General features: G+C 64.9%; 14 protein-coding genes. 9 read left to right on the top strand and 5 right to left on the bottom strand.

The window, feature by feature from the left end; genetic code table 11:
• Positions 1 to 27 precede the first annotated feature (27 nt).
• The 4 genes from dnaX to EBQ26_RS05875 form a co-directional block, all read right to left on the bottom strand.
• Entirely contained in the window at positions 28 to 2,100 is a 2,073-nt protein-coding gene (dnaX, locus tag EBQ26_RS05890; protein WP_122238093.1) for a DNA polymerase III subunit gamma/tau, read from the bottom strand.
• 79 nt (positions 2,101 to 2,179) lie between these two features.
• Positions 2,180 to 6,421 (bottom strand): non-ribosomal peptide synthetase, encoded by a 4,242-nt coding sequence (locus EBQ26_RS05885; protein WP_122238092.1) that lies wholly within the window; start codon positions 6,419 to 6,421, stop codon positions 2,180 to 2,182.
• Positions 6,422 to 6,657: 236 nt separating this feature from the next.
• Positions 6,658 to 6,909, bottom strand: a complete 252-nt coding sequence (locus EBQ26_RS05880) for a phosphopantetheine-binding protein (RefSeq protein ID WP_122238200.1) — start codon at positions 6,907 to 6,909, stop codon at positions 6,658 to 6,660.
• A gap of 101 nt (positions 6,910 to 7,010) precedes the next feature.
• Positions 7,011 to 8,099, bottom strand: coding sequence for an alpha/beta hydrolase (locus tag EBQ26_RS05875; RefSeq protein WP_122238091.1), 1,089 nt, complete (start codon positions 8,097 to 8,099; stop codon positions 7,011 to 7,013).
• A 283-nt stretch (positions 8,100 to 8,382) separates the two neighbouring features.
• Here EBQ26_RS05875 and EBQ26_RS05870 point away from each other — a divergent pair, with 283 nt between their 5' ends.
• From EBQ26_RS05870 to EBQ26_RS05835, 9 genes are all read left to right on the top strand, one after another.
• Positions 8,383 to 10,716: a TonB-dependent siderophore receptor gene (locus tag EBQ26_RS05870; protein ID WP_275265345.1), complete on the top strand. Its 2,334-nt coding sequence runs from the start codon at positions 8,383 to 8,385 to the stop codon at positions 10,714 to 10,716.
• Between the two features lie 219 nt (positions 10,717 to 10,935).
• A complete protein-coding gene (locus EBQ26_RS05865) occupies positions 10,936 to 11,913 on the top strand; it encodes a siderophore ABC transporter substrate-binding protein (protein ID WP_122238090.1) in 978 nt (325 codons plus the stop codon).
• 205 nt (positions 11,914 to 12,118) lie between these two features.
• Entirely contained in the window at positions 12,119 to 13,147 is a 1,029-nt protein-coding gene (locus EBQ26_RS05860; RefSeq protein WP_238944171.1) for an ABC transporter permease, read from the top strand.
• Between the two features lie 112 nt (positions 13,148 to 13,259).
• Positions 13,260 to 14,261, top strand: a complete 1,002-nt coding sequence (locus EBQ26_RS05855; protein WP_122238197.1) for an iron chelate uptake ABC transporter family permease subunit — start codon at positions 13,260 to 13,262, stop codon at positions 14,259 to 14,261.
• A gap of 105 nt (positions 14,262 to 14,366) precedes the next feature.
• Positions 14,367 to 15,059 carry a hypothetical protein gene (locus EBQ26_RS12610; RefSeq protein WP_147474006.1) on the top strand — a complete coding sequence of 231 codons (693 nt, stop codon included), beginning with the start codon at positions 14,367 to 14,369 and terminating at the stop codon, positions 15,057 to 15,059.
• Between the two features lie 84 nt (positions 15,060 to 15,143).
• The gene (locus tag EBQ26_RS05850; protein ID WP_122238089.1) at positions 15,144 to 16,682 is read left to right on the top strand and encodes a hypothetical protein; all 1,539 of its coding nucleotides are present in this window, start codon (positions 15,144 to 15,146) and stop codon (positions 16,680 to 16,682) included.
• Between the two features lie 96 nt (positions 16,683 to 16,778).
• Entirely contained in the window at positions 16,779 to 17,537 is a 759-nt protein-coding gene (locus EBQ26_RS05845) for an iron ABC transporter ATP-binding protein (RefSeq protein ID WP_122238088.1), read from the top strand.
• 499 nt (positions 17,538 to 18,036) lie between these two features.
• On the top strand, positions 18,037 to 20,319 hold the full coding sequence (locus tag EBQ26_RS05840) for a catecholate siderophore receptor Fiu (RefSeq protein ID WP_122238087.1): 2,283 nt from the start codon (positions 18,037 to 18,039) through the stop codon (positions 20,317 to 20,319).
• Between the two features lie 126 nt (positions 20,320 to 20,445).
• Positions 20,446 to 21,123 carry a Fe2+-dependent dioxygenase gene (locus EBQ26_RS05835; protein WP_122238086.1) on the top strand — a complete coding sequence of 226 codons (678 nt, stop codon included), beginning with the start codon at positions 20,446 to 20,448 and terminating at the stop codon, positions 21,121 to 21,123.
• 18 nt (positions 21,124 to 21,141) lie between these two features.
• On the opposite strand, the gene hemL is transcribed toward EBQ26_RS05835, so the two are convergent.
• The gene (hemL, locus tag EBQ26_RS05830) at positions 21,142 to 22,437 is read right to left on the bottom strand and encodes a glutamate-1-semialdehyde 2,1-aminomutase (RefSeq protein WP_122238085.1); all 1,296 of its coding nucleotides are present in this window, start codon (positions 22,435 to 22,437) and stop codon (positions 21,142 to 21,144) included.
• Positions 22,438 to 22,469 lie beyond the last annotated feature (32 nt).

Below are 22,469 nucleotides of genomic sequence, written 5' to 3'. Positions count from 1 at the left end.
GATGGATGGGAAGGAGCGGCCAAGCGCTTAGCGCACAGCCACCGAAACGGGTTTGACGCTGCCGGGCACGATTTGCGCGCCCCAGTGCGTTTGCAGCCATTGCACGCGGGCGTCGGCCTCGACGATGCTTTGCGCGATGCGCTGGGCGGCAGCTTTGTCGGCCTCCAGGCGCTGGGCCAGGCTGGCGGTGACTTCGCCTTGCTCCAGCGCCACCGTCTGGGCCAGGCCAGCGGCGAGCAGCACGTCTTGCAGCTTGGTGCGCAGGGTTTCAGCCATCAGCGTTTGGTTGGCCACGCGCAGCAGCACACCCTCGCCCTCGCGCTGTTGCAGTTGCGCTTGCAAGGCCAGCTCACGCACTAAGGCGGTCAATTGCCCTTGGGCGATCAAGGTTTGCACGTTGTCGTGCCACCAGGCGGTGTCCTGCGCCGATGCCGTCGGCGCTGGAGCCGATGCGGTTGCGGGGGCTGCCGCCGTGGCTTCGGCCGCCGGGGGGGTTGTGGGAGCCGCGGCTTCACGCACCTGCGTCGCTGCAGGCGCTTGGGCCATGGGCGTCGCCACAGCATCGGCATCGGCGGCGGTGCGCGCTTGGGGGGCTGGCGTTTCGTCAGCAGGCATCGCCACGGTCACCGCCGGAGCCGCTGGCGCGGGGCCGTCTTCCCACGGCAAAGGCTCTGCCGCAGCCTGCGCGGGCGCGGCCTGCGGCGCAGCGGCGTTTGTTTGCCGTGCGGGGTGCGCAGGCGAGCGGTCGACGGCAGGCGCGGCGGTGGTGGACGCCGCCGGGGCGGCTTGCACAGCAACCGCGGGCGCATTCGCAACCAGGGCAGGTGTGGCAGTAGTGGGCGCGGCGGTAGCGGGTGCGGTGGCAGCAGGGGCGGCTGAAGCGGCGGGCACGGCTGCAACGCTTTGCTGCCCGCCCGCACCGTCAGCGGCTGGGCCACCTGGCGGCGCTGCCACGGGCGCGGGCGGGGTGGCGCCGCCTGCCAGGCCCGCGCCGGGCGGCAGCTTGAACGCCAGCAGGCGCAGCAACACCATCACCAAACCGGCGTACTCGTCGGGCGCCAGCCCCAGTTCTTCGCGGCCTTTGAGGCAAAAGGTGTAGAGCAACTGGGTTTCATCGGCGGGCATTTGCGCCGCCAGCGCCTGGATGCGGGCGGCGTCGGCTTCGTCCAGCGCCTCGCCGCTGTGCTGGGGCAGGCTTTGATAGAGGGCCATTTTCTGCAACGCCAACGCCATATCTTCCAGCAGCGAAGCGGCGGGGATGCCTTGCTGGCGCAGCATGTCCACCAGCGCCACCACGGCTTGCCCATCGCCTGCGGCCAGCGCGGCGATGGCATCGAACACGTAGCGCTTGTCGACCACGCCCAGCATTTGCCGCACGGTGGCTTCACTCAATGCGCCGTTGCCGTAGGCGATGGCTTGATCGGTCAGCGACAGCGCATCGCGCATGGAGCCGCGCGCCGCGCGCGCCAGCAGTTGCAGCGCGGGGCGGTCTTGCGCCACGCCTTCCTGGCCCAGCACGCGCTCGAGGTGTTCGACGATGGTTTGCGGCGCCATCGGACGCAGGTTGAACTGCAAGCAGCGCGAGAGCACCGTCACCGGCACTTTTTGCGGATCGGTGGTGGCGAGCACGAACTTGAGGTATTCGGGCGGCTCCTCCAGCGTCTTGAGCATGGCGTTGAACGCCGTGTTCGAGAGCATGTGCACTTCGTCGATCATGAAGACCTTGAAGCGCCCCTGCACGGGCTTGTAAACCGCCTGCTCCATCAGGCTTTGCACTTCCTCGACGCCACGGTTGGAGGCGGCATCGAGCTCGGTGTAATCGACGAAGCGGCCCGCATCAATATCCTGGCAGGCCTGGCACTGGCCGCAAGGGTGGGCGGTGATGTCGCCCTGCCCATCGGCGCCCTGGCAGTTGAGCGATTTGGCCAGGATGCGCGAGACGGTGGTTTTGCCCACGCCGCGCGTGCCTGTGAACAAATAGGCGTGATGCAGGCGCTTTTGCGCCAGCGCGTTGGACAGCGCCTTGACGACGTGCTCCTGCCCCACCATTTCATCGAAATTGTGCGGGCGGTATTTGCGGGCAAGCACCAGATAAGACATAGGGCGCGGATTCTAGAGCGTGTTGCACACCCCATGCGCCCGCCCGCTGGCCAGCCCAGCCCAAGCAAGGCAAGGCGGGTCAGTCAAACACCAACTGCGGCGCAATCGCCTGCGTCGCCTGCGCGCCGGTGAGCTGGGCGTGCAGAAACGGCACCTCCAGCGCCACCAGCTCGCCCGCGTACGGCGCCCACAGCGACGATTGCAAATGGGGCTTGGCAGCGTGATCCAGCCCGGCGCGCACGTGGGTGAGGCGGCCTGCATAGCGGCGGTGGTGGTGCTGGCGGATGAGGCGGTTGGTGTCGGTGACGACGCGCACCACGCCCTCCAGCGCCGCATCGGGCAGATGGCCCAACGCGGTGTCGCCCTGGCGCAAGAAGGCGATGAGTTTGGCCTGCGTATCCAGCTCGGGATGGGCATCGGGGTCGTAGCCCGCGATGGCCAACAGCGCGCGCAGGGCCTGAATGGGGGTGGGTTCGGGCTCGGCGCGCCAGACCTCAGCGGGGTAGGCGTCGAGCAAGGCCACCAGCCCCGGGGTCGGGCCGGATGAGGCGTCGGCGCTGGCCTGTTCCTGCATTTGCACCGCCATCGCCTGGGCGATGATGCCGCCCACCGACCAGCCCAGCAGATGCACGCGGCCGCCGGGCTGGATGTCGCGCACGCGCTGCACGTATTGGCGCGCCAGGGCGTCGATGCTTTCGGGCAGGGGCTGGGCAGGGTCAAGCGCGGGCGATTGCAGGCCATAGACGGCGCGCGCTCGCGTGCCTGGCGGCATGAAGGCGGCCGGCTGCGAGAGTGCGCGCGCCAAATGGCGGTAGCCCCAGCAGATGCCGCCTGCGGGGTGGATGACGAACAGCGGCGCGTCGTCCTGGTTCGCGTTGTCCTGGTGCACGCCGTCCTGCTGCTCGTCCTGCGCAGCCTGGCCGCCGGGCGCGGGCCGCGCCAGCGCAATCAGCGGGGCCAGGCCGCTGTCGAAGGCGACTTTTTCATCGTCGATGAGCGCGGCCAGCGCGCCCACGCTGGGGTGGGCGAACAGCGCGCCCAGGCCGGGGCTGCGCTGCCATTCTTCCTGCACGGCCAGCAGCAGTTGCACGGCGGAGAGCGAGTCGCCGCCCAGGCTGAAGAAATCGCTGTCGGCGTCGATGCCTTCGGCGGCCAGGCCCAGTTGCTGCGCGTAGAGCCGGGCCAGGCGGCGCTCGGTCGGGGTATGCAGGGCGCGCCCGGCGCTGGCTTCAAAGCGCGGCGCGGGCAAGGCTTTGCGGTCGAGCTTGCCGTTGGCGGTGGTGGGCCAGTCGTGCAGCGCGACGATGGCCGCGGGCACCATGTAATCGGGCACGTGCGCGGCGATGTGGCGCTTGAGGGCGGCGGCGTCAAAGGCTTCGCCCTCCCCCGCCTGCGCCTCTGCGGGCTGGACGTAGGCGACGAGTTTTTTCTCCCCCGCGCGGTCTTCGCGCACCAGCACGCTGCCGCGCGCAATCAGGCCGCTGGCGTGCATGGCCGCCTCGATTTCGCCCAGCTCGATGCGCAGGCCGCGCAATTTGATTTGGTGGTCGCTGCGGCCGATGTATTCCAGCGCGCCGTCGCTGCGCCAGCGCGCCAGGTCGCCGCTTTTGTAGATGCGCTGGCCCGGGCGGTGCGGGTCGGGCAGGAAGGCGGCGCGGGTGAGGTCCTCGCGGCCCAGGTAACCGCGCGCCAGTTGTACGCCGCCCAGGTACAAATCGCCCGCCACGCCGGGGGGCAAGGGGCGCATGTGGGCGTCGAGCACGTACAGGCTCGTGTTCCACACGGGATGGCCGATGGGCACGGGGCGGGAATGGTCGGCGGCGTGGGCGTCCCAATAACTCACATCCACCGCCGCTTCGGTGGGGCCGTAGAGGTTGTGCAGCGCGCTGTGCAAGGTGGCGTGCAGGCGCTCGCGCAGCTCGGCGGGCAGTTCTTCGCCGCTGGTGAAGATGCGCCGCATCTGGATGCCGCGCGCTTGCGGCTCGGCCAGAAACGCCGCCAGCATGGAGGGCACGAAGTGGCAGGTGCCGATGCGCTGCTGGCGGATGAGGCGCGCCAGCCAGGCCGGGTCGCGGTGCGCCTCGGGCGGGGCGATGACCAGCGTGCCGCCGCACAGCAGGGGCAGGAAAAACTCCCAGACGGAGACATCAAACGTCGCGGGCGTCTTTTGCAGAAAGCGGTCGCTGGCGTCGAAGCCGTAGTGCTGGCGCATCCATTGCAGCCGGTTGACGATGGCCTGGTGCTCGATCATCACGCCCTTGGGCTCGCCGGTGGAGCCGGAGGTGTAAATCACATAAGCCAGGTGCTGCGGCTGGGCGGCAGGCAAGCCATGCGCCCAATCGGGTTGGGCGGGCCAATCCTCGGCCAGCAGGCACGGCAGGCCATCGGACAAATGGGCAAGCAGGCGCGGGGCATCGGCTTGCCGCACCAGCGCGCAAACGGGGCGCGCCAGTTGCACGATGCGCGCCAGCCGTTCGCTCGGGTGTTGCAAATCCAGCGGCAGATACGCGCCGCCCGCACGCAGCACGGCCACCAGGGCGATGAGCAGTTCCAGCGAGCGCGGCAGCGCCACGGCCACCAGAGCATCGGCCCCCACGCCCTGGGCGACCAGCGCCTGGGCCAGGGCGCGGGTGCGTGCATCCAGCTCGGCGTAGCTCAGGCTTTGGCCTTCGTACTCCAGCGCCGTGGCCTGGGGGCTGCGCTGCATTTGCGCTTCGATCAAGGCCGCCAGCGTGGTGGCGGGCACGGGGTGGTCGGTGGCGTTGACTTCAAACAGGTAGCGCTGCGCCTCGGCCTCGGTCGCCAACGGGATGTGGGCGGGCTGGGCCTGGGCCGGGTCGAGCGCAAAGGCCGCGGCCAGAAAGGCGCGCAGGCGCTCCAGATGGGCGTGCACGGCGGCGGCATCGTAGAGCTGGGGGTTGGCCTCCAGCTCCAGCTCCAGCGCCTCGGTGGCGTTGCCGCGAAAGCCGATGGTGAGATCGTCGATGGGGCCGGTGCCCAGAATCTCCAGCCGCGCCTGCACGCCCGGCAGGCGCGGGGGTTGGTAAAAGGGCTGGACGTTGATCAGCGCGCCATACAGCCGCCGGTTGCCGCCCAGCAGGCCCAGATCGCGGCGCAATTGCTCGCTGCGGTAACGGCCGTGGCGGCGCGCACGGGTTTGCGCCTGCGCCATGCCGTGCAGCCAGTCGGCCAGGCTGCCTGCGCCTGTGTCCGCGCTTATCCCCCATGCCCCGCCTGCAGCGGCAGATTGGGGAGGGCATGCGGCGGGGGCGGACTTGTCGCCCCCTGCCCCGCCTGCGGGGGAGACTTGGGGTGGGACAGCATCCGCGCGCACGCGCAGCGGCAGCACGTTCATCACCATCGCGGGCACGCGCGCGCTGGCGCTGCCCAGGCGGCCCATGTAGGGGATGCCGACCACGGTTTGCTCGGCCGCGGCCATGCGCAGGCAGTACAGCGCTGTCAGGGCGGTGAGCACGTCAGGCCAGGGGATGTCGGCGCGGCGGGCAAAGTCCAGCAGCGCCTCGCGCCAGGCGGCGGGCAGAGGTTGGCGCAGGTGGATGCAGGTGGGCGCGGCATGGGCCTTGGCACTTTGGTTGGCCGCCAGGCCTGCCACTTCAGGCGCGTCGGCAAACTGCGCGCGCCAGTAGGCGGCGTCCTTCTCGCGCTTGTCGCCGCTGCGGTAGGCCTGGGCCTCGGCCATGACGGCGGCGTAATCGCCGAAAGGCTGGGGCTGGGGCGTGACGCTGGCGGCCGGCTCAGCCTGGTCGGCGCGCAACGCGGCATAGAGCGCGCTGACGCGCCCTTCCCACAAGGCCATGCCGTAGCCATCGCACAGCAGGTGGTGGGCGCGCTGGTACCAGGCGTGGCGCTGCGGCCCCAGCACAAACAGGCATTGGCGCGCCAGCCGCTCACGCGTGGGGTCAAGCGCGCGCGCCATATCGGCTTGCATGGCGGCGCGGGCGGCCTGCTCGGCTTGTGCGGAGCTGGCATGGTGGCGCAGGTCGATGACTTCCAGCAGTGGCGCGTGGGCCGCATCCAGCCATTGCTGCACGCCCTGGCCATCGCTGCGCTGGGCAAACCGCAGGCGCAGCGCCTGCGCTTCTTGCGCGGCTTGGTTGGCCGCCTGAGTGAAGGCGCGCACATCCAGCTCTCCATCGAGCCACAGCGCATGGCCGGTGTTGAAGCTGGGGTTGTCCGGCGCGAGCTGCTGCGCGTACCACAGGCCCGATTGAGCTTCGCTCAAGGGCCAGGACAAGGGCCGAGAAGAAAGGGCAGCGGCGTGGGGGGCAGCAGGCGCGGAAGGGGGCGTGGTGAAAGGCATGGGCAATATCGGCAAACACGCACCCTGCCGCAACGGCGCTTGCAGCAGGGCTGTATTTCAAATCAATAGTAAAATCTATTTGATACTAAACTTGCCTAAACAAGGCAGTTTTTTTATTTATTGATTTGCAATTTAGGGACGAAAGGGCTGTATCAAAGGCTTCAGGGCCGCTTCAAAGTCCCCGGCGCAAGCGGAGCAACTCCTAGAGCGGGGGTGCGCAAAGTGCATCACACGCTCTAGCCCTGCATCTGGGCCAGGCGGCGCTGCACCACATCCCACCAGCCGCCTAGTGTGGTGTGCTCGGCGATTTCGGAGAAATCCAGGCCGATGCCGGTTTCGTTCCAGGCCAGCAGCAGGTTGAGCACGCGCATGGAGTCCAGCCCCAAATCCATGAGGTTGTCGTCCAGGGCGATGTCTTCGGGTTGTTCATGCACCATGCGGGCGATGTCGGCGCGCATGCGCTCCAGGGTGAGGCGTTCTTGGGTCATGGCAGTGGCAAAGCGGTTGAATAAAAAGAAGAAAACGGCGCTGCGCATCGGGGTGCCGTGCCAGTGCAGATGCGTGCGAACAGCATCCAAAAGGGGGGCGCTCAGCCGCCGCGCTGCACGCCGCCTCGGGCGGCGGGCGAGTGCGTCTCGCGCAGGCCGTAATCGGCATCCTTCCACGCCTTGGGCCGGGCGGTGTTGGCCACGGCTTGCATGAGGGCGGGCATCATGGTGTCGCCGTGCGTGAGGTCGGGCCAGAGCGCGAATTGCGCCTGCAACTGGGGCCATTGCAAAGCGGCCAGTTGCTGGGCCATCTCTCGCGCGCGGGTGATTTGCAGGCGCACGGTGTGGCGCTGACCCGTGGGCGGCGCAGAGCTGGGGCGGGCCTGGCCGGTTGGCTCCTCCAGCGAGCCAGCGGACAGATGCACGCGCGCGTGCAGTGGGCCGCCTGCACGGTAATCGGCAGCGCGCGCTTGCACAAAGGCCGCCTGCTCTTGCAAAAGGTAGGCATCGTTCCACCAGATCGAGGGGCTGGCGGCGTAGTAATCGTTAAACAGATGCGGCCGTGTGTACAACGCATGCAGCGCCAGCAAGCCGCTGAGCGAGTGGCCAAACAGGCCCAGGCGCTGGGGGTTCAGGCGCAGGCGCGGCCCCCAATCGGCCAGCAGGGTGTGCTCCAGAAAATCCAGCAAAACCTCGGCGCCGCCTTCAGCGGGCTGCGCCCCGGGGGCGCCGGGGGTGTAGTCGCGCTTGCGCTGCTCGGGGTTGAACAGGGCCTCGCTGGCGTGGCCGATGCCGATGATGATGCACGGATCGCCGCGCACATAAACGGGGCGGGTTTGCTGCAAGCGCGCCCATTGCGCAGCGAGCGGAAAAATGGCGTTGGCATCCAGCACCAGCAGGGCCGGGTAGCCTGACTCCACCGGCGCTTGCTCGGGCGTGGACTCGGGCATTTGCAGCCAAATGCGCCAAACGCGCCCAGAGCGCGGATCGCGCCAATCCAGCCAGCCCGAATGCGGCAGTGCCGCAGGATGCAGGCGCAGGCCGGCCAGCTCCAGCGAAGGGGAAGATGCGGTGGTGGTGGACATGGTGGAGCAACCCGTCAGGCCCCAGGCCAGGCCGGTCGCCCAAGCGGCGCGCAACCAGGTGCGGCGCGCCAGCACGGGCCAGGCGGGGGAGGCGGAAGATGGCATGAGAGAGATCAACAATCAAATCGGCAAAGCGCACGCAATCGCGGCGCGGGGCACAGGCGGCGGGTTGAAGCGGCGGATTTCCAGGGCGCATGCACGGCCTGGATGCACACCGCTGCGTCCACCGCCGCTTGCGCGGACAGCAGCGATTATTCATCGAAAATTATTCTTATTCATATAATTGATTTTTCTGAAAACCTCTGCCCAGCGCGGCACCCGCTCGCTGGGCAGAGGTTTTGTTTGCTCGCTCTCCAAGGGGAAAAAAATGGCGCATAGGAATTTCAACATGGCATGTGCAGGGCATTTTGTCGGGCCTTGGCACGCGGTGGCCGTCGCGGCGGCGGCCCTGATGGCTGGCCCGGCGGCCTGGGCGCAAACAGCGCAAACGACGCAAACCGCGCCCACAACGGCAGCGGCCGCCACGCCACCCGCCGATGCACCAGAGCTGGCGCAAGTGCAGGTGCTGGGCACGGCCGAGCAGGCCTGGAAGCAGTCCCCCGGCGTCTCCCTGATTACCGCGCAGGACTTGAGCGCGCCGCCCAGCAACGATTTGGCCGATGTGCTGCGCAAGCAGCCGGGCGTGAACCTCACCGGCAACTCCACCAGCGGCCAGCGCGGCAACAACCGCCAGATCGATTTGCGCGGCATGGGGCCGGAGAACACGCTGATCCTGATCGATGGCAAGCCCGTCAACAGCCGCCAGGCCGTGCGCTACGGCTGGCGCGGTGAGCGCGACACGCGCGGCGACATGAACTGGGTGCCGCCCGAAGCCATTGAGCGCATCGAAGTGCTGCGCGGCCCGGCCGCAGCGCGCTACGGCAGCGGCGCGGCGGGCGGGGTGGTCAACATCATCACCAAGGGCGTGCCCGAGCGCCTGGGCGGCAGCGCCAGCGCGTACTACAGCCTGCCGCAAGACTCGGTCGATGGCGCTGCGCGCCGCGCCAGCTTCAGCCTGGCCGGGCCGATTTCCGACAAACTGGGCTGGCGCCTGACCGCCAGCGCCGCCAAAACGGGCGCTGACGCCTGGGACATCAACAAAGGCCATGCCTCCACCCGCACCGGCCCGTTTGCGGGCACCTTCCCCGCCGGGCGCGAAGGCGTGCGCAACCGCGACGTGGCCGCGCGCCTGACGCTCACGCCCGCCGCCGGGCACAGCCTTGATCTGGATGCGGCCTTCAGCCGTCAGGGCAACATCTACACGGGCGACACGCAAAACACCAACAACTTCACCGTCGATCGCAACGGCAAGCTGGTGGCGACCTCGCAGCGCGTATTCGACGCGCTGGGCCACGAAACCAACCGCATGTACCGCCAAAGCCTGGCGCTGACGCACAAGGGCCGCTACGACTTCGGCAGCTCCAACGCCTGGGTGCAGTACGAAAACACCCGCAACAGCCGCCTGGACGAAGGCCTGGCCGGCGGCACCGAAGGGCTGTTTGCCAACAGCGACTTCCGCACCGCCGAGCTCAAAACCCTCACCGTGCATGGCGAGGCCCACATCGCCGGGCAATGGGGCAGCCTGGAGCATGTGCTCACCGTCGGCGCCGAGTGGCAAGGCCAGAAGTTCGATGATCCCAACTCCGTCTCCCAGGCTGCGCGCGAAGGCGGGCGCGTGCCCGGCGTGGCCGCCACGGGGCGCAGCAGCGATATCTCCGCGCGCATCGCCTCGGTGTTCGTGGAAGACCACATCGAGCTGGCCCGCGCCACCACCCTCACACCCGGCCTGCGCATCGACCACCACAGCAAGGCGGGCGCCAACATCAGCCCCTCGCTCAACCTCTCGCACCTGCTGGGCGAAGGCTTGACGCTCAAGGCTGGCGTGGCGCGCGCCTACAAAGCGCCCAACCTCTACCAGCTCAACCCCAACTACCTGCTCTACAGCCGTGGCATCGGCTGCTGGGGCGCGGGCGGCTCCTGCTACCTGCAAGGCAACCCCGATTTGCAGGCTGAAACCAGCATCAACAAGGAATTGGGCCTGGAATGGGCCAGCGACCGCCTGCTGGCCGGGCTGACGGTCTTTCACAACGATTACCGCGACAAGATCGAAGCGGGCCAGACCATCACCGGCCAGGCCACGGGCGGCACGGGCAACCACGCCAATGCCGACATCTTCCGCTGGAGCAATGTGCCCAAGGCCGTCGTCTCCGGGCTGGAGGGCACGCTGAACGTGAAGTTCACCCCCGCGCTGCGCTGGAGCAACAACCTCACCACCATGTTCCAGAGCAAGAACAAGCTCAGCGGCGAGCCGCTCTCCGTCATTCCCAAATACACCCTCAACACCCGGCTGGACTGGCAAGCCACGCAGGCGCTGGATGTCTTTGGCGCCGTCACCTTCTACGGCCGCCAAAAGCCCAAGCGCTACGACTACCAGGGCAAGCCGCTGACGGGGGAGGAAACGCAAACCCTCGCCCCCTACGCGCTGGTGAACGTCGGCGCGCACTACGCCCTCACGCGCGACGTGCGCATCGGCTTTGGCATCAACAACCTGCTGGACAAGCGCCTCTACCGCAAAGGCAACGCCGTGGGCGTGAACAACCCGCGCACCATCTACGGCGCAGGCGCAGCCACCTACAACGAGCCAGGGCGCGCGTACTACCTGTCGCTGTCGGCGCAGTTCTGATCCCCAAAGCCTGCCCTCCCCCCCTCTCCTGCATGCGGGAGAGGGCCGGGGTGAGGGTGAAGATGCGCCAGCCGCACGCCAAACACCAGCGCCCAACCATCCACCAATCAAAGTAAAAACACAACAAATACCATCAAGCCGAAACAAGGCAGTTTTATTTCCTGATTGGTATAGAAAATCTACCTTTTCCCTCCTCCCCCTTTTCGCCCCATCCACCCCATGCCCTCCACCCCCTTGCGCCTGCTGGCCGCGCTGACATGCAGCCTGGCCCTTACCCTGCCCGCCTGGGCCGCCAACCCTGCCCAGCCTGAAGCCGCCCAAGCCGCCGCCCCAAGCAGCGACACCATCACCTTCCGCCACGCCAAAGGCGAAGCCACCCTGCCGCGCCAGCCCCAGCGCGCCGTCGTGTTCGACCTGGCCACGCTGGACATGCTCGCCGCCCTCGGCGTCGATGCCGTGGCGGGCGTGCCCGCCTTCAAAATGCCCGGCCATTTGCAAAGCTACGGCCAGGCCCCATACGCCAAAGTCGGCAGCCTGTTCGAGCCCGATTACGAAGCCATCCGCGCCCTCGATCCGCAAGTCATCTTCGTGGGCCGCCGCACCGAAGCGCGCATCCCAGAGCTGAGCAAGCTCGCCCCCACGGTGGACATGGCCATTGACGAAAGCCAGCCCGTGCCCAGCATTTACGCCAACCTGCGCCAGTTGGGCGCGCTGTTTGGCAAACAAGCCCAGGCCGAGCAGCTCATCGCCCAGGCCGAAGCCGAAATCGCCGCCCTGCGCCAAGTCGCGCCCGGCGCAGGCAAGGCCATGCTGCTGCTGATCAGCGGCGGGCGCATCAACAGCTACGGCCCCGGCTCGCGCATGGGCATGGTGTTCGACACCTTCGGCCTGCAAAGCGCCCAGGCCAGCGGCGGGCAAGAGCGCCACGGCCAATCCATCTCGTTCGAATACATCCTGCAAGCCAACCCCGACTGGCTGCTGGTGCTCGACCGCGACGCTGCCATCGGCCGCGAAGGCGCCGCCGCCCAGCGCCTGCTGGACAACGCCCTCATCAAAGCCACCAACGCGGGCAAAAAAGGCCAAATCGCCTATCTGGACGCCACCAACTGGTACGTGCTCGACGGCGCCGGCATCACCGCCCTGCGCCAGAACGTCAAGCAACTGCACGATTTGTTCACCCAGGCCAAGGCAAAGTAAGCCCCCCAGGCCCCGCCGCGCGCCCCCATCCCCTGCCGCACGCATGCCGCGCCCTCCCCGCTTGCGGGGGGCAGAGCGCTGCATGGGCCGGGGCGCTTATCTCGCTTTAACCCATCAATACAAACCAAAAGAAATAAGATCCATGGATAGAAATGCCGAAACAAGGCCATTTCATCTCCCTTGATTCATAAAAATCTCCCCCGTCGTGACCGCCCCCGCCCCCCTTGCCCCCACCGCCACAGCGCCACAGCGCCCGCGCTGGCTGCCCTACGCCGCCGCCGCGCTGCTCTTGCTCGCCCTGGCCTTGTGCAGCACGCTCATCGGCGCCGTGCCCATCTCGCTGCGCGACCTGCTCGGCCTGGGCGCGGGCACGGCCGATAACGCCCACATCGCCCAAGTCCTGTTCATCAGCCGCGTGCCGCGCACCCTGGCGCTGGTGCTGGCCGGCGCCAGCATTGCCGTGGCCGGCATGCTGATGCAGATGATTGCGCGCAACCGCTTTGTGGAGCCAGCCACCGTCGGCACCGTCGGCGCGGCCAGCCTGGGCATGCTGATCGTCGCCCTGCTCGCCCCCAGCCTCGCGCCCGTGGGCAAGATGCTGGTGGCCGCCACCTTCGCGCTGGCGGCCACCGGCCTGTTCATGCTCATGCTGCGCCGCCTGCCGCTGCGCAACGCCCTCATCGTGCCGCTGGTGGGGCTGGTGTTTGCGGGCGTGGTCGAGGCCGTCACCTCCTTTCTGGCCTACCGCTTCGACATGCTGCAAGCCATCCGCGCCTGGACGGTGGGCGATTTCTCCACCGTGCTGCAAGGCCGCTACGAGCTGCTGTGGATCTCGCTGGCGCTCACCGTGGCCGCCTTCTTCGCCGCCGAACGCTTCACCGTCATCGGCATGGGCGAGGCCGTCGCCACCAGCCTGGGCGTGCACTACGGGCGCTGGATGGCGCTGGGCCTGCTGATCGTGGCCACCGTCACCGCCGCCGTCGTCGTCACCGTCGGCGTCATCCCCTTTCTGGGGCTGATCGTGCCCAACCTCGTCAGCCTGTGGATGGGCGACCGCATGCGCCGCTCCGTGCTCTGGGTCGCCCTGTGCGGCAGCGCCCTCATGCTCGCCTGCGACATCGTCGGGCGGCTGCTGATCCGCCCCTTTGAAATCCCCATCGGCACCATCATGGGCGTGCTGGGCAGCCTGCTGTTTCTGGCCCTGCTGTGGCGCAAACGCGCCGAGCTGGGGTGAGGGGCACTCACCCCCAAAAATTCCAATCAAGAAAATTCAAACCAATACCACCATGCCGAAACAAGGCAATTTTATTTCCTTTTGATTGATAAAAAACAGCGAAAAGCAGCCCATGACAGCCCCGCCCGCCGCCATCCAGCCCGCCCCCGCCCAGCCTGCGCCCCGGCGCTTGGGGCCTGCCGCACGCCTGGCCGCGCTGGCCCTGTGCGCGCTGCTGTGCGCCGCGCTGTTTCTCACCCTCAACACCCGCACCGACTGGGCCTTCACCCTGCAACTGCGCGGCGCCAAACTCGCCGCCATGGCCCTGGTGGCCTACGCCGTGGGCATCTCCACCGTGCTGTTTCACAGCATCACGCACAACCGCATCCTCACCCCCGCCATCATGGGCTTTGATGCGCTGTACCTGCTCATCCAGACCGCGCTGGCCTGGGCCTTTGGCATGCAAGCCCTCTCGGCCATCCACCCCACGCTCAAATTCGCCGCCGAAACCGCCGTCATGCTCGCCCTGGCCCTGCTGCTGTTTCGCAGCCTGTTCACCGGCGGCGTGCGCAGCCTGCACCTCATGCTGCTGGTGGGCGTCGTGCTCGGCGTGCTCTTTCGCGCCGCCACCGCCTTGCTGCTGCGCCTGATCGACCCCAACCAATTCGGCAGCCTGCAAGACCGCTTCTTCGCCAGCTTCAACCAACCGGCCACCGCCCTGCTGGCCACCGCCAGCGCCCTGCTGCTGGCCGCCAGCGCCCTGCTCTGGCGCATGCGCCACCAGTTCGACGTCATCGCCCTGGGCCGCGACATGGCCATCAACCTGGGCATCGATTACCAGCGCCGCGTGCTGCACATCCTGGTGTGCATTGCGCTGCTGGTTTCCGTCTCCACCGCGCTGGTCGGCCCCGTCACCTTCCTGGGCCTGCTGGCCGCCAACCTGGCCTACACCCTCATCGGCGACATGCGCCACCGCTACAGCCTGCCCGCCGCCGCCCTGCTGGGCTTTATCGCCCTGGCCGGCGGCCAAATGGTGCTGGAACACGCGCTGGGCTACAACTCCGCCCTCAGCATGGTGATTGAATTTATTGGCGGGATTGCTTTTATTACTTTATTACTGCGGCAGGGAAAGTGAATCAACAAGAAAGAAGCGAAACCATTTGCATGAAAACGCCCAGATGAATCATGCGTCTCTTACATTGGGGTTGCCGATTCCGGCATTTCCTGAAAGGAGACAGTCATGCTGCACAAGAAAGTCCACACGCCAAGGGATGTGGATTACCACTTCGCACACGAAATTGGCTTCAATCCGGCAGAGGGGTATCGACCATCCAAGTATGGCACTCCAAACCTACAGGCCGCCGCTTACAACGCGGGAGATCGACCTTCTGGCATTCCCGCAAACCACAACCGCTTGACTATTGCAATGGACGTGGGTTTTTGGGGCGACTATCTAAATCTTTATCATTTAGTTATGACGGCCAGGTTGAAAACCGACAACTACCAAGGAGCAGGAGATGCTCGTTGTGGTGCAGCCGCTGTCGGTTCGTGGGGCGCACAACACGGCTTTCCCGCTGTCACGCGCGGCGCTGCTATTGAGGAACCTGAAATAAACAACCAATACCTCAACCAGTTCCACTACCCGATGTCACACTGCGTCACGGAAAACAAACGCTATCGCCTCATACTCGACAGCATTTTGTATAACGACCAAATGGCTCATGAAATACGCCTCAAAGACCACACAACCGGGCTAATCGTATATTCAAGCTCTGGAACTGCGTTCTCATCCTTCACAAACCATTACAACACCCAATCCGACCTGATCGTAATTTGCACCATTGCCCCCGAAACCCCAATCAATGGAGGAGGTTCTTACTCCAATCTCGTCAGTTACTGGACCTTGGCAAATGAATGGGTACCTGATCCATAAAGCATGCTTACCCCGTTATTTTTGTTTTCAGGGGTCGGTTCTCCAAACCGCTCCCTTTTTACACATCATCCATAAAGGTTTTCCATGCGCCATACCACCCTTTTCGGCAGCTTGCTGCTTGCCACCCTGCTGACCGCCTGCGGCGGCAGCGATGACACGCCGCCGCCGCCGAACAACGGCGGCCCCATTCAGCCGCCGCCGGAGCCTCCACCAGAGCCGCAGCCCCCAACGCCGCCCACCGCGAAATGCGACGTCTGGCACCCCACCATTCCGGCTGGGCAAACCTATGCCGCAGTGCAAACACTTGATCGCCTTGATGTCTCTGGCACGGCGCGTTTTTCCCATTTCATTGCGTCGGGCGTCGGCATTCCCACCGACAAGGGCTACGGCCAACTATATCTGCCCCCCAACGACACCCGCAGCCCAGTCCGGCAACTACGCGCCCAGCTGATTGAGTTTGGTGACTGCCCCAGAATTTTCATCAGCAATGACTATAGCTACCAGAATTTCTTGTCTGCCGACCACACCATTAGAAAATTCGCACCCAACGCTCTTCAGATGCCCCACGCAGAAAATCCGATTCCCGGCATCCAGGATTTTTACATACTCGATGTCTTTGACTACGGAGCATCAGGCAAGACTCGGGTCGAATTTCACATCGATCCATCCAAATACCCTGGCAACCAGATATTCGATGAAAACAAATTACAAATTTGCACCATCCATTTTGGTTACGGCATTTTCCCTCTTTACTGCCCCAAAACCAGCATCCGCCGCGAAGGGGGAGAAATCATCGCATCCGCCACGATATCTGGCGGTCGCCCTCACTTCAATGATCTGGTGCTCGCCTCCACCCAGCCGCGCGGCTTTGAGAGCGTAAAGCCCAAGGCTCCGCCAAAAATTTTCGAGCTATCCAGCGAATATTTGAACACCTCCCAACCAGCGGGCTATCCAGAGGTGTGCGGCCCAAGGTATGAAGCGACACCAGACCACGTTCAAGACCGTCCTGGTAACGTTTGGGGGATATCAAACCAATTCAACCAGCACGGCGTCGGCGTATTCTCGGAATTCACGTTTTACGGCAAAAAAGCTCCTGATGATGATATTGATGCAGAACTTCAATTTGTTTCTTATCTGGACGCACAAGAAAAAAGAACGGAATCTGCAAAAATCATGATGAGCGCCTGGACAGACTGCACCCATGGCCGCATCACCAACCTGCAGCGCAATATCCACGCCAACGAAACCATTACCTCTTTTGCGCGCAACAAGAATTTCGGCGGCGAGATGCAATATCAGAATCTTCACGTGCTGGAAGGTTTTGCCTACTCAGGCTTTGATCCCCATATCGGCAAGCGTGTGCAGTTCACCATCGACAGCCTGCGTTATCCCGAAGCCATCCAGAAAGCACCCAAGGATATTTTCCGCATTTGCAAGTTGAGCTACCAATCCACCGGAACCAACCTGACTTGCGCAAAAACCCAGGTACGCGCCTTGAGCGATTACTGGACGTTCTATGCCGAGTTCGATGATCCCCATATCGGCCAGTGGATCGAGCATGATGAGGAATACCTGCTCACCGCCACCACGCCGCGCGGCAGGGATACGCTGGTCACGCCATAAGCTGCGGCAAAATCCCGCAACGCCACAGGGCCTGCGCATGTTCATCCCCATGCGCAGGCCCTGTGGTTTGTGCGCCCGCCCCCTTTCTGCACCCACATGATCGAAATCGAACACCTCAGCAAGCACTACGGCGCCACGCCGGTGGTGCAAGACGTCAGCCTCACCATCCCCAAAGGGGGGGTGACTTCCATCATTGGCCCCAATGGGGCGGGCAAATCCACTTTGCTGGGCATGGTCAGCCGCCTGCTGCCGATGGATGCGGGGCGGGTGCGCGTCGATGGGCTGGATGTGGCGACGACGCCCAGCGATGTGCTGGCGCGCAAGCTGGCGATCTTGCGACAGGACAACCCGCTGTCGCTGCGGCTGACGGTGCGCGATCTGGTGGCGTTCGGGCGTTTTCCGCACTCCAGGGGGCGGCTGCGGGCCGAGGATGTGGCGCATATCGATCGCGCGCTGGCCCATTTGCATCTGGAGCCGCTGGCGGGGCGTTATCTGGATGAAATCTCCGGCGGCCAGCGCCAGCGAGCGTTTGTGGCGATGGTGATGTGCCAGGACACGGATTACATCCTGCTGGACGAGCCGCTGAACAACCTGGACATGCACCACGGCGTGGCGATGATGCGGCTGCTGCGCGAGCTGGCCGATGCACATGGCAAGACGGTGGTGATCGTGATCCACGACATCAATTTCGCCTCGACTTATTCCGACCACATCGTGGCGATGAAGGGCGGGCGGCTGTATGCCACAGGCAGCCCGGCCGAGCTGGTGCGCCCGCAGGTGCTGCAACCGCTGTACGAGATGGAGATCGCCGTGCACGAGCTGGGCGGCCAGCGTATTTGCGTGTATTACCGCTAAAGCGCCCCAACAGGCACACCAAGAATTTACAATTCAAAAAGAAATTTTTATTGCCATTTTAGGCAATTTCATATTCAAATTAAATTTACTTTTGAATTGCAATATGTGAACAGACCAACACGCCAGGCCAGCTTGGCTGACTGGCCTGGTCTGGCGCACACATCCGCACTGTTGCAAGGCGCTCACACTGGCGCTGAATTCTGCTTTTTTCGAGGTATTTCTGCGGATAAAAATCACTCTTATTCACATAAATTCATACAATCCGCGCACTTTTGCTATTGGCTTGGCTGACTTGGAGATGGCGCTTGTTTGAGGTGAGCGCCATGCATTGCAAGTCACCGCAACGGCAAAAGGCACGTCCTGCTTGCGCAAGGCACGGCCCACACAAAGACGGGCGCGTCCACCGCCTTGCCGGCATCTTCTCCCCTGCCAGCCAAAGTCAGCGCAGCCTTTGCGCGCGCGATGTAGCCACGCATGCTTTTTTACAAGTTTGGACTCTATGAGCTACATCAAAAGCAAAAAACACGGCGCACTGCATGCAACGTCAGCCGCCAAAACACTCGGCACGTCAACAGCGATGGCTATTGGCATGCTGGCCTGCGGCAGCAGCCTGGCCCAGCAGCAACCATCCCCCGGCAGCGACAAGGCTTTGCCTGAAGTGCAGGTGACGGGCCATACAGCCCCGTACAAGAGCGAATCAAGCAACGCCAAGATGACGGCGCCGCTGGCCGATACCCCGCAGACGGTGAGCGTAATCCGCCGCGAAGTGATCCAGGAGCAAGGCGCGCGCACCTTGCAAGAGGCGCTGCGCAACACCCCGGGCGTGACGCTGCTGCTGGGCGAGGGCGGGCACTCCAACACCAAGGACAACATCTTCATGCGCGGCTTTGACACCAGCGGCAACCTGTTTGTCGATGGTGTGCGCAGCAGCGGCAGCGATGTGCGCGACACCTTCAACATGGAGCAAATCGAGGTCATCAAGGGCGCTTCAGGCTCCGAATTCGGGCGCGGTGCACCTTCGGGCAGCGTCAACATCGCCACCAAAGCGCCTTTTGCGCAGGATTACTCGGAGGTGCGCGCCTCGGCTGGCACGGCACACGCCAAGCGCGGCACGGTGGACATCAACCGCACCCTCTCGCCAAGCACCGCCGTGCGCCTGAACGCCATGCTGCAAAACAGCGGCACGCCTGGGCGCGATCACGTCAAGAACAAGGGCTTTGGTCTGGCGCCCTCCATCGCCTTTGGCCTGGGCACGCCCACGCGCGCCTACGCCGATGTGCAATTGGTGCGCCAGAACAATCGCCCCGATGGCGGCGTGCCCACGGTGGGCCTGCCGGGTTTTTACAACGCTGCGCTGGCGGCTGCCAATATCACCCATATCCAGCCCGTCAACCCGCGCAACTATTACGGCAGCCTGAGCGACTTCAGCAAGAGCCAGAGTGCGCAGGCCACGCTGCGCCTGGAGCACGATTTCTCCGCCAGCAGCACGTTGCGCAACATCACGCGCCTGGGCCGCACGGAGTTTGACCAGCTTCTCACCAGCACCTCCGGCATCGTCAGTGACGGGCGCGGCGCCGCTGCCGTGCCCCGTACCGATCCGGCCACCTGGCGCGCCTCGCGCTCGCGCCAGGTGCGCTGGCAGGAAAACGCCATCTTCACAAACCAAACCAGCCTCAACACCCAGTTGCACACGGGCGCCATCAAGCACTCCATCAGCACGGGCCTGGAGCTGATTTACGAAAAACAAACCTCCAAGGGCCGCACGGGCGCGGGAACCGTCGCCCAGGCCCATTTGTACGCCCCCAATGTGCACGATCCCATCACGGGCTACAACCTGCGCTGGAATGGCCAGATCAGCAAAGGCGACACGCGCACCATCGCCCTGTACGCCTTTGACACGATGGAGCTTGGGCCCCAGTGGCAAATCAATGCGGGCCTGCGCGCCGAACGCTACAGCACCAAAACCCACAGCGTCAGCGCGCCCAACCAGCAGGGCGTGCAAACAACGACCGACCTCAAAGGCAGCGACACCCTGGTCAGCGGCAAGCTCGGTCTGGTTTACAAACCTGTGGAAAACGGCACGCTGTACGCCAGCGCCTCCACCTCGCAACAGCCTCCGGGTGGCGCCAACTTCACCCTCAGCGCCAACGCCGCCAGCGTCAACAACCCCAACATGGATCCCTCGCGCGCCGTCAACCTCGAAGTGGGCGCCAAGTGGGAATTGCTCGACCGTCGCCTGCTTGTCACTGGCGCGCTGTTTCGCACCACGGTGCGTAATGACCTGGCACGCACCGTTGAGGGCGAAGTGGAGCAATACGGCAAAAAGCAGGTCTCCGGCGTTGAGCTGGGGCTGGTGGGCCAAATCACCCCGCAGTGGAACGTCTCCGCTGGCCTGGCGCGCATGAACACCAAAGTCGTGCAAGGCACGGCCAGTCAAACTGGCGCCAGCCTCAACTGGTCGCCCAGGCTGAGTTTTACCGGCTGGACTACCTACCAACTGGGCAACGGCCTGAGCATCGGCGGCGGCGCGCGCTACATGGATTCAGTCACCCGATCCGTCAGGAACAACCTCAACGCTGCCACCACCAACATGCTGCACACGCCCAGCTATTGGGTTTACGACGCCTTCCTGGCCTATGAAGTCAATAAAAACCTCAGCGTCCAGCTCAACGTCTACAACCTGGCCAACAAGCGTTACGTCGCCAACCTCAACAACAACGGCGGCCGCTACACCCCAGGCGCGGCCCGCTCCGCCCTGCTGAGCGCGACCTTCAAGTTCTGATCGGATCATCCAAAGTCAAATTACAAATCATGGGAAATTTAAAAATATAACCATGTTGCCGAAACATGTTATTTTTATTTCCTATTGATTTGTAATTTTTACACCGCCTTCCAAGGAATCCGCACCATGATGCTGCACATCCCTGGCGTACTCAGCCCAGAGCGGCTACAAGCCATCCAGACCCACTTGCAGCAAGCCGACTGGGAAGATGGCCTGGCCACCGTCGGCGCGCTGGGCGCCACCGTCAAGCACAACCGCCAGCTGCCCCAGCAATCGCCGCTGGCCCAGGCCCTGGCGCGCGAAATCGCCCAAACCGTGCGCAGCAACCCGCAATTTGTCTCCTTCGCGCTGCCGCTGCACATTCTGCCGCCCCTGTTCAACCGCTACGAAGGCGGCGAAAACTACGGCCTGCACGTCGATGGCTCCATCCGCCAGCTACCCGACGGTCGCGCCATGCGCACGGACGTTTCATCCACCTTGTTTTTGAGCGACCCCGACAGCTACGAAGGCGGCGAGCTGGTCGTCGTGGACACCTACGGCACGCACGAAGTCAAGCTGCCCGCTGGCGACATGATTGTTTACCCCGCCACCAGCTTGCACCAGGTGCTGCCCGTCACCCGTGGCGCCCGTCTGGCCTCGTTCTTCTGGACGCAAAGCCTCATCCGCGACGACATGCGCCGCGGCATGCTCTACGAACTCGACCAAACCATCCAGCGCCTGCTCACCCAACTGGGCAGCACAGAAGACACCGTTGCCCTGACCAACCACTACCACAACCTGCTGCGCCAGTGGGCGCAGACGTAAGAGCGCACCAGAAGCCTGTCACGCCATCTGCGCAAACACCTCGCGCGCGGCGGCCAAGGTGGCTTGCACGTCCTCAGCCGTGTGGGCGGCGCTGACAAAGCCCGCTTCATACAAGGCGGGGGCGAAGTACACGCCGCGCCCCAGCATGCCGTGGAAAAACTGGTTGAAGCGCGCGGCCTCGCTTTGCATCACCTGGGCGTAGTTCTGCGGCAGCTCGGGCAGGAGGAAAAAGCCGAACATGCCGCCTTCGCTATCGGCCGCGAAGGGCACGCCCGCCTCGTCCGCCGCGGCTTGCAGGCCGCGAGCCAGCGCGCGGGTGCGCTCGGCCAGGCGCTCGTAAAAGCCCGGCTGCTGGATGAGCTTGAGCGTACTCAGCCCGCATGCGGTGGCCACCGGGTTGCCCGAGAGCGTGCCCGCCTGGTACACGCCGCCCAGCGGGGCCAGGTGCTCCATGATGGCGCGCGCTCCGCCAAAAGCGGCCAGGGGCATGCCGCCGCCGATGACTTTGCCCAGCACCGTCAAATCCGGCGCAAAGCCGGGGATGTGCTGCGCATACAGGCTTTGCGCCCCGCCCAGCGCAACGCGAAAGCCCGTCATCACCTCGTCGATGATGAGCAGCGCCCCGGCCTCGCGCGTGAGGCGGCGCGCCGCAGCCATGAAGGGCACGCTGGCGCGCACGAAGTTCATGTTGCCTGCAATAGGCTCCATGATGAGGCAGGCGATTTGCGGGCCGAAGCGGGCAAAGGCTTCTTCCAGTTGCGCCACGTTGTTGTATTCGAGCACCAGCGTGTCCTGCACCACTTCGGGCGGCACGCCGGCACTGGTGGCGTGGCCAAAAGTCGCCAGACCGGAGCCAGCTTTAACCAGCAGTGCATCGGCATGGCCGTGGTAGCAGCCCTCGAACTTGATGATCTTGCTGCGCCCCGTGGCCCCGCGCGCCAGGCGGATGGCGCTCATGCCTGCCTCGGTGCCGGAGTTGACCAGCCGCAGCATCTCCATCGATGGCATCAGGCGCAGGATTTCCTCGGCCAGCTCGATTTCGCGCTCGGTCGGCGCGCCAAAGGACAGCCCCTCGCACGCGGCCTGCGCCACGGCGTCCAGCACCTGCGGGTGACCGTGGCCCAGAATCATCGGCCCCCAGGAGCCGATGTAATCGATATAGCGCTGCCCGTCGGCATCCCACATGTAAGCGCCTTGGGCGCGGCGGATGAAGGCCGGCGTGCCGCCCACGGCCTTGAAGGCGCGCACGGGGGAGTTGACGCCGCCGGGGATGCTGCGCTGGGCGCGCTGGAAAAGTTGCTGGTTGTGATTCATGCCGGTTTTTTCTATCTTGCTGAAACGTTGCG

Origin of the sequence: Allofranklinella schreckenbergeri, from assembly GCF_003703475.1 — a bacterium.
Taxonomy (GTDB): domain Bacteria; phylum Pseudomonadota; class Gammaproteobacteria; order Burkholderiales; family Burkholderiaceae_C; genus Lampropedia; species Lampropedia schreckenbergeri.
The sequence above is the reverse complement of the archived record's forward strand: the minus strand, read 5'-3'. Positions and strand labels throughout refer to the sequence as shown.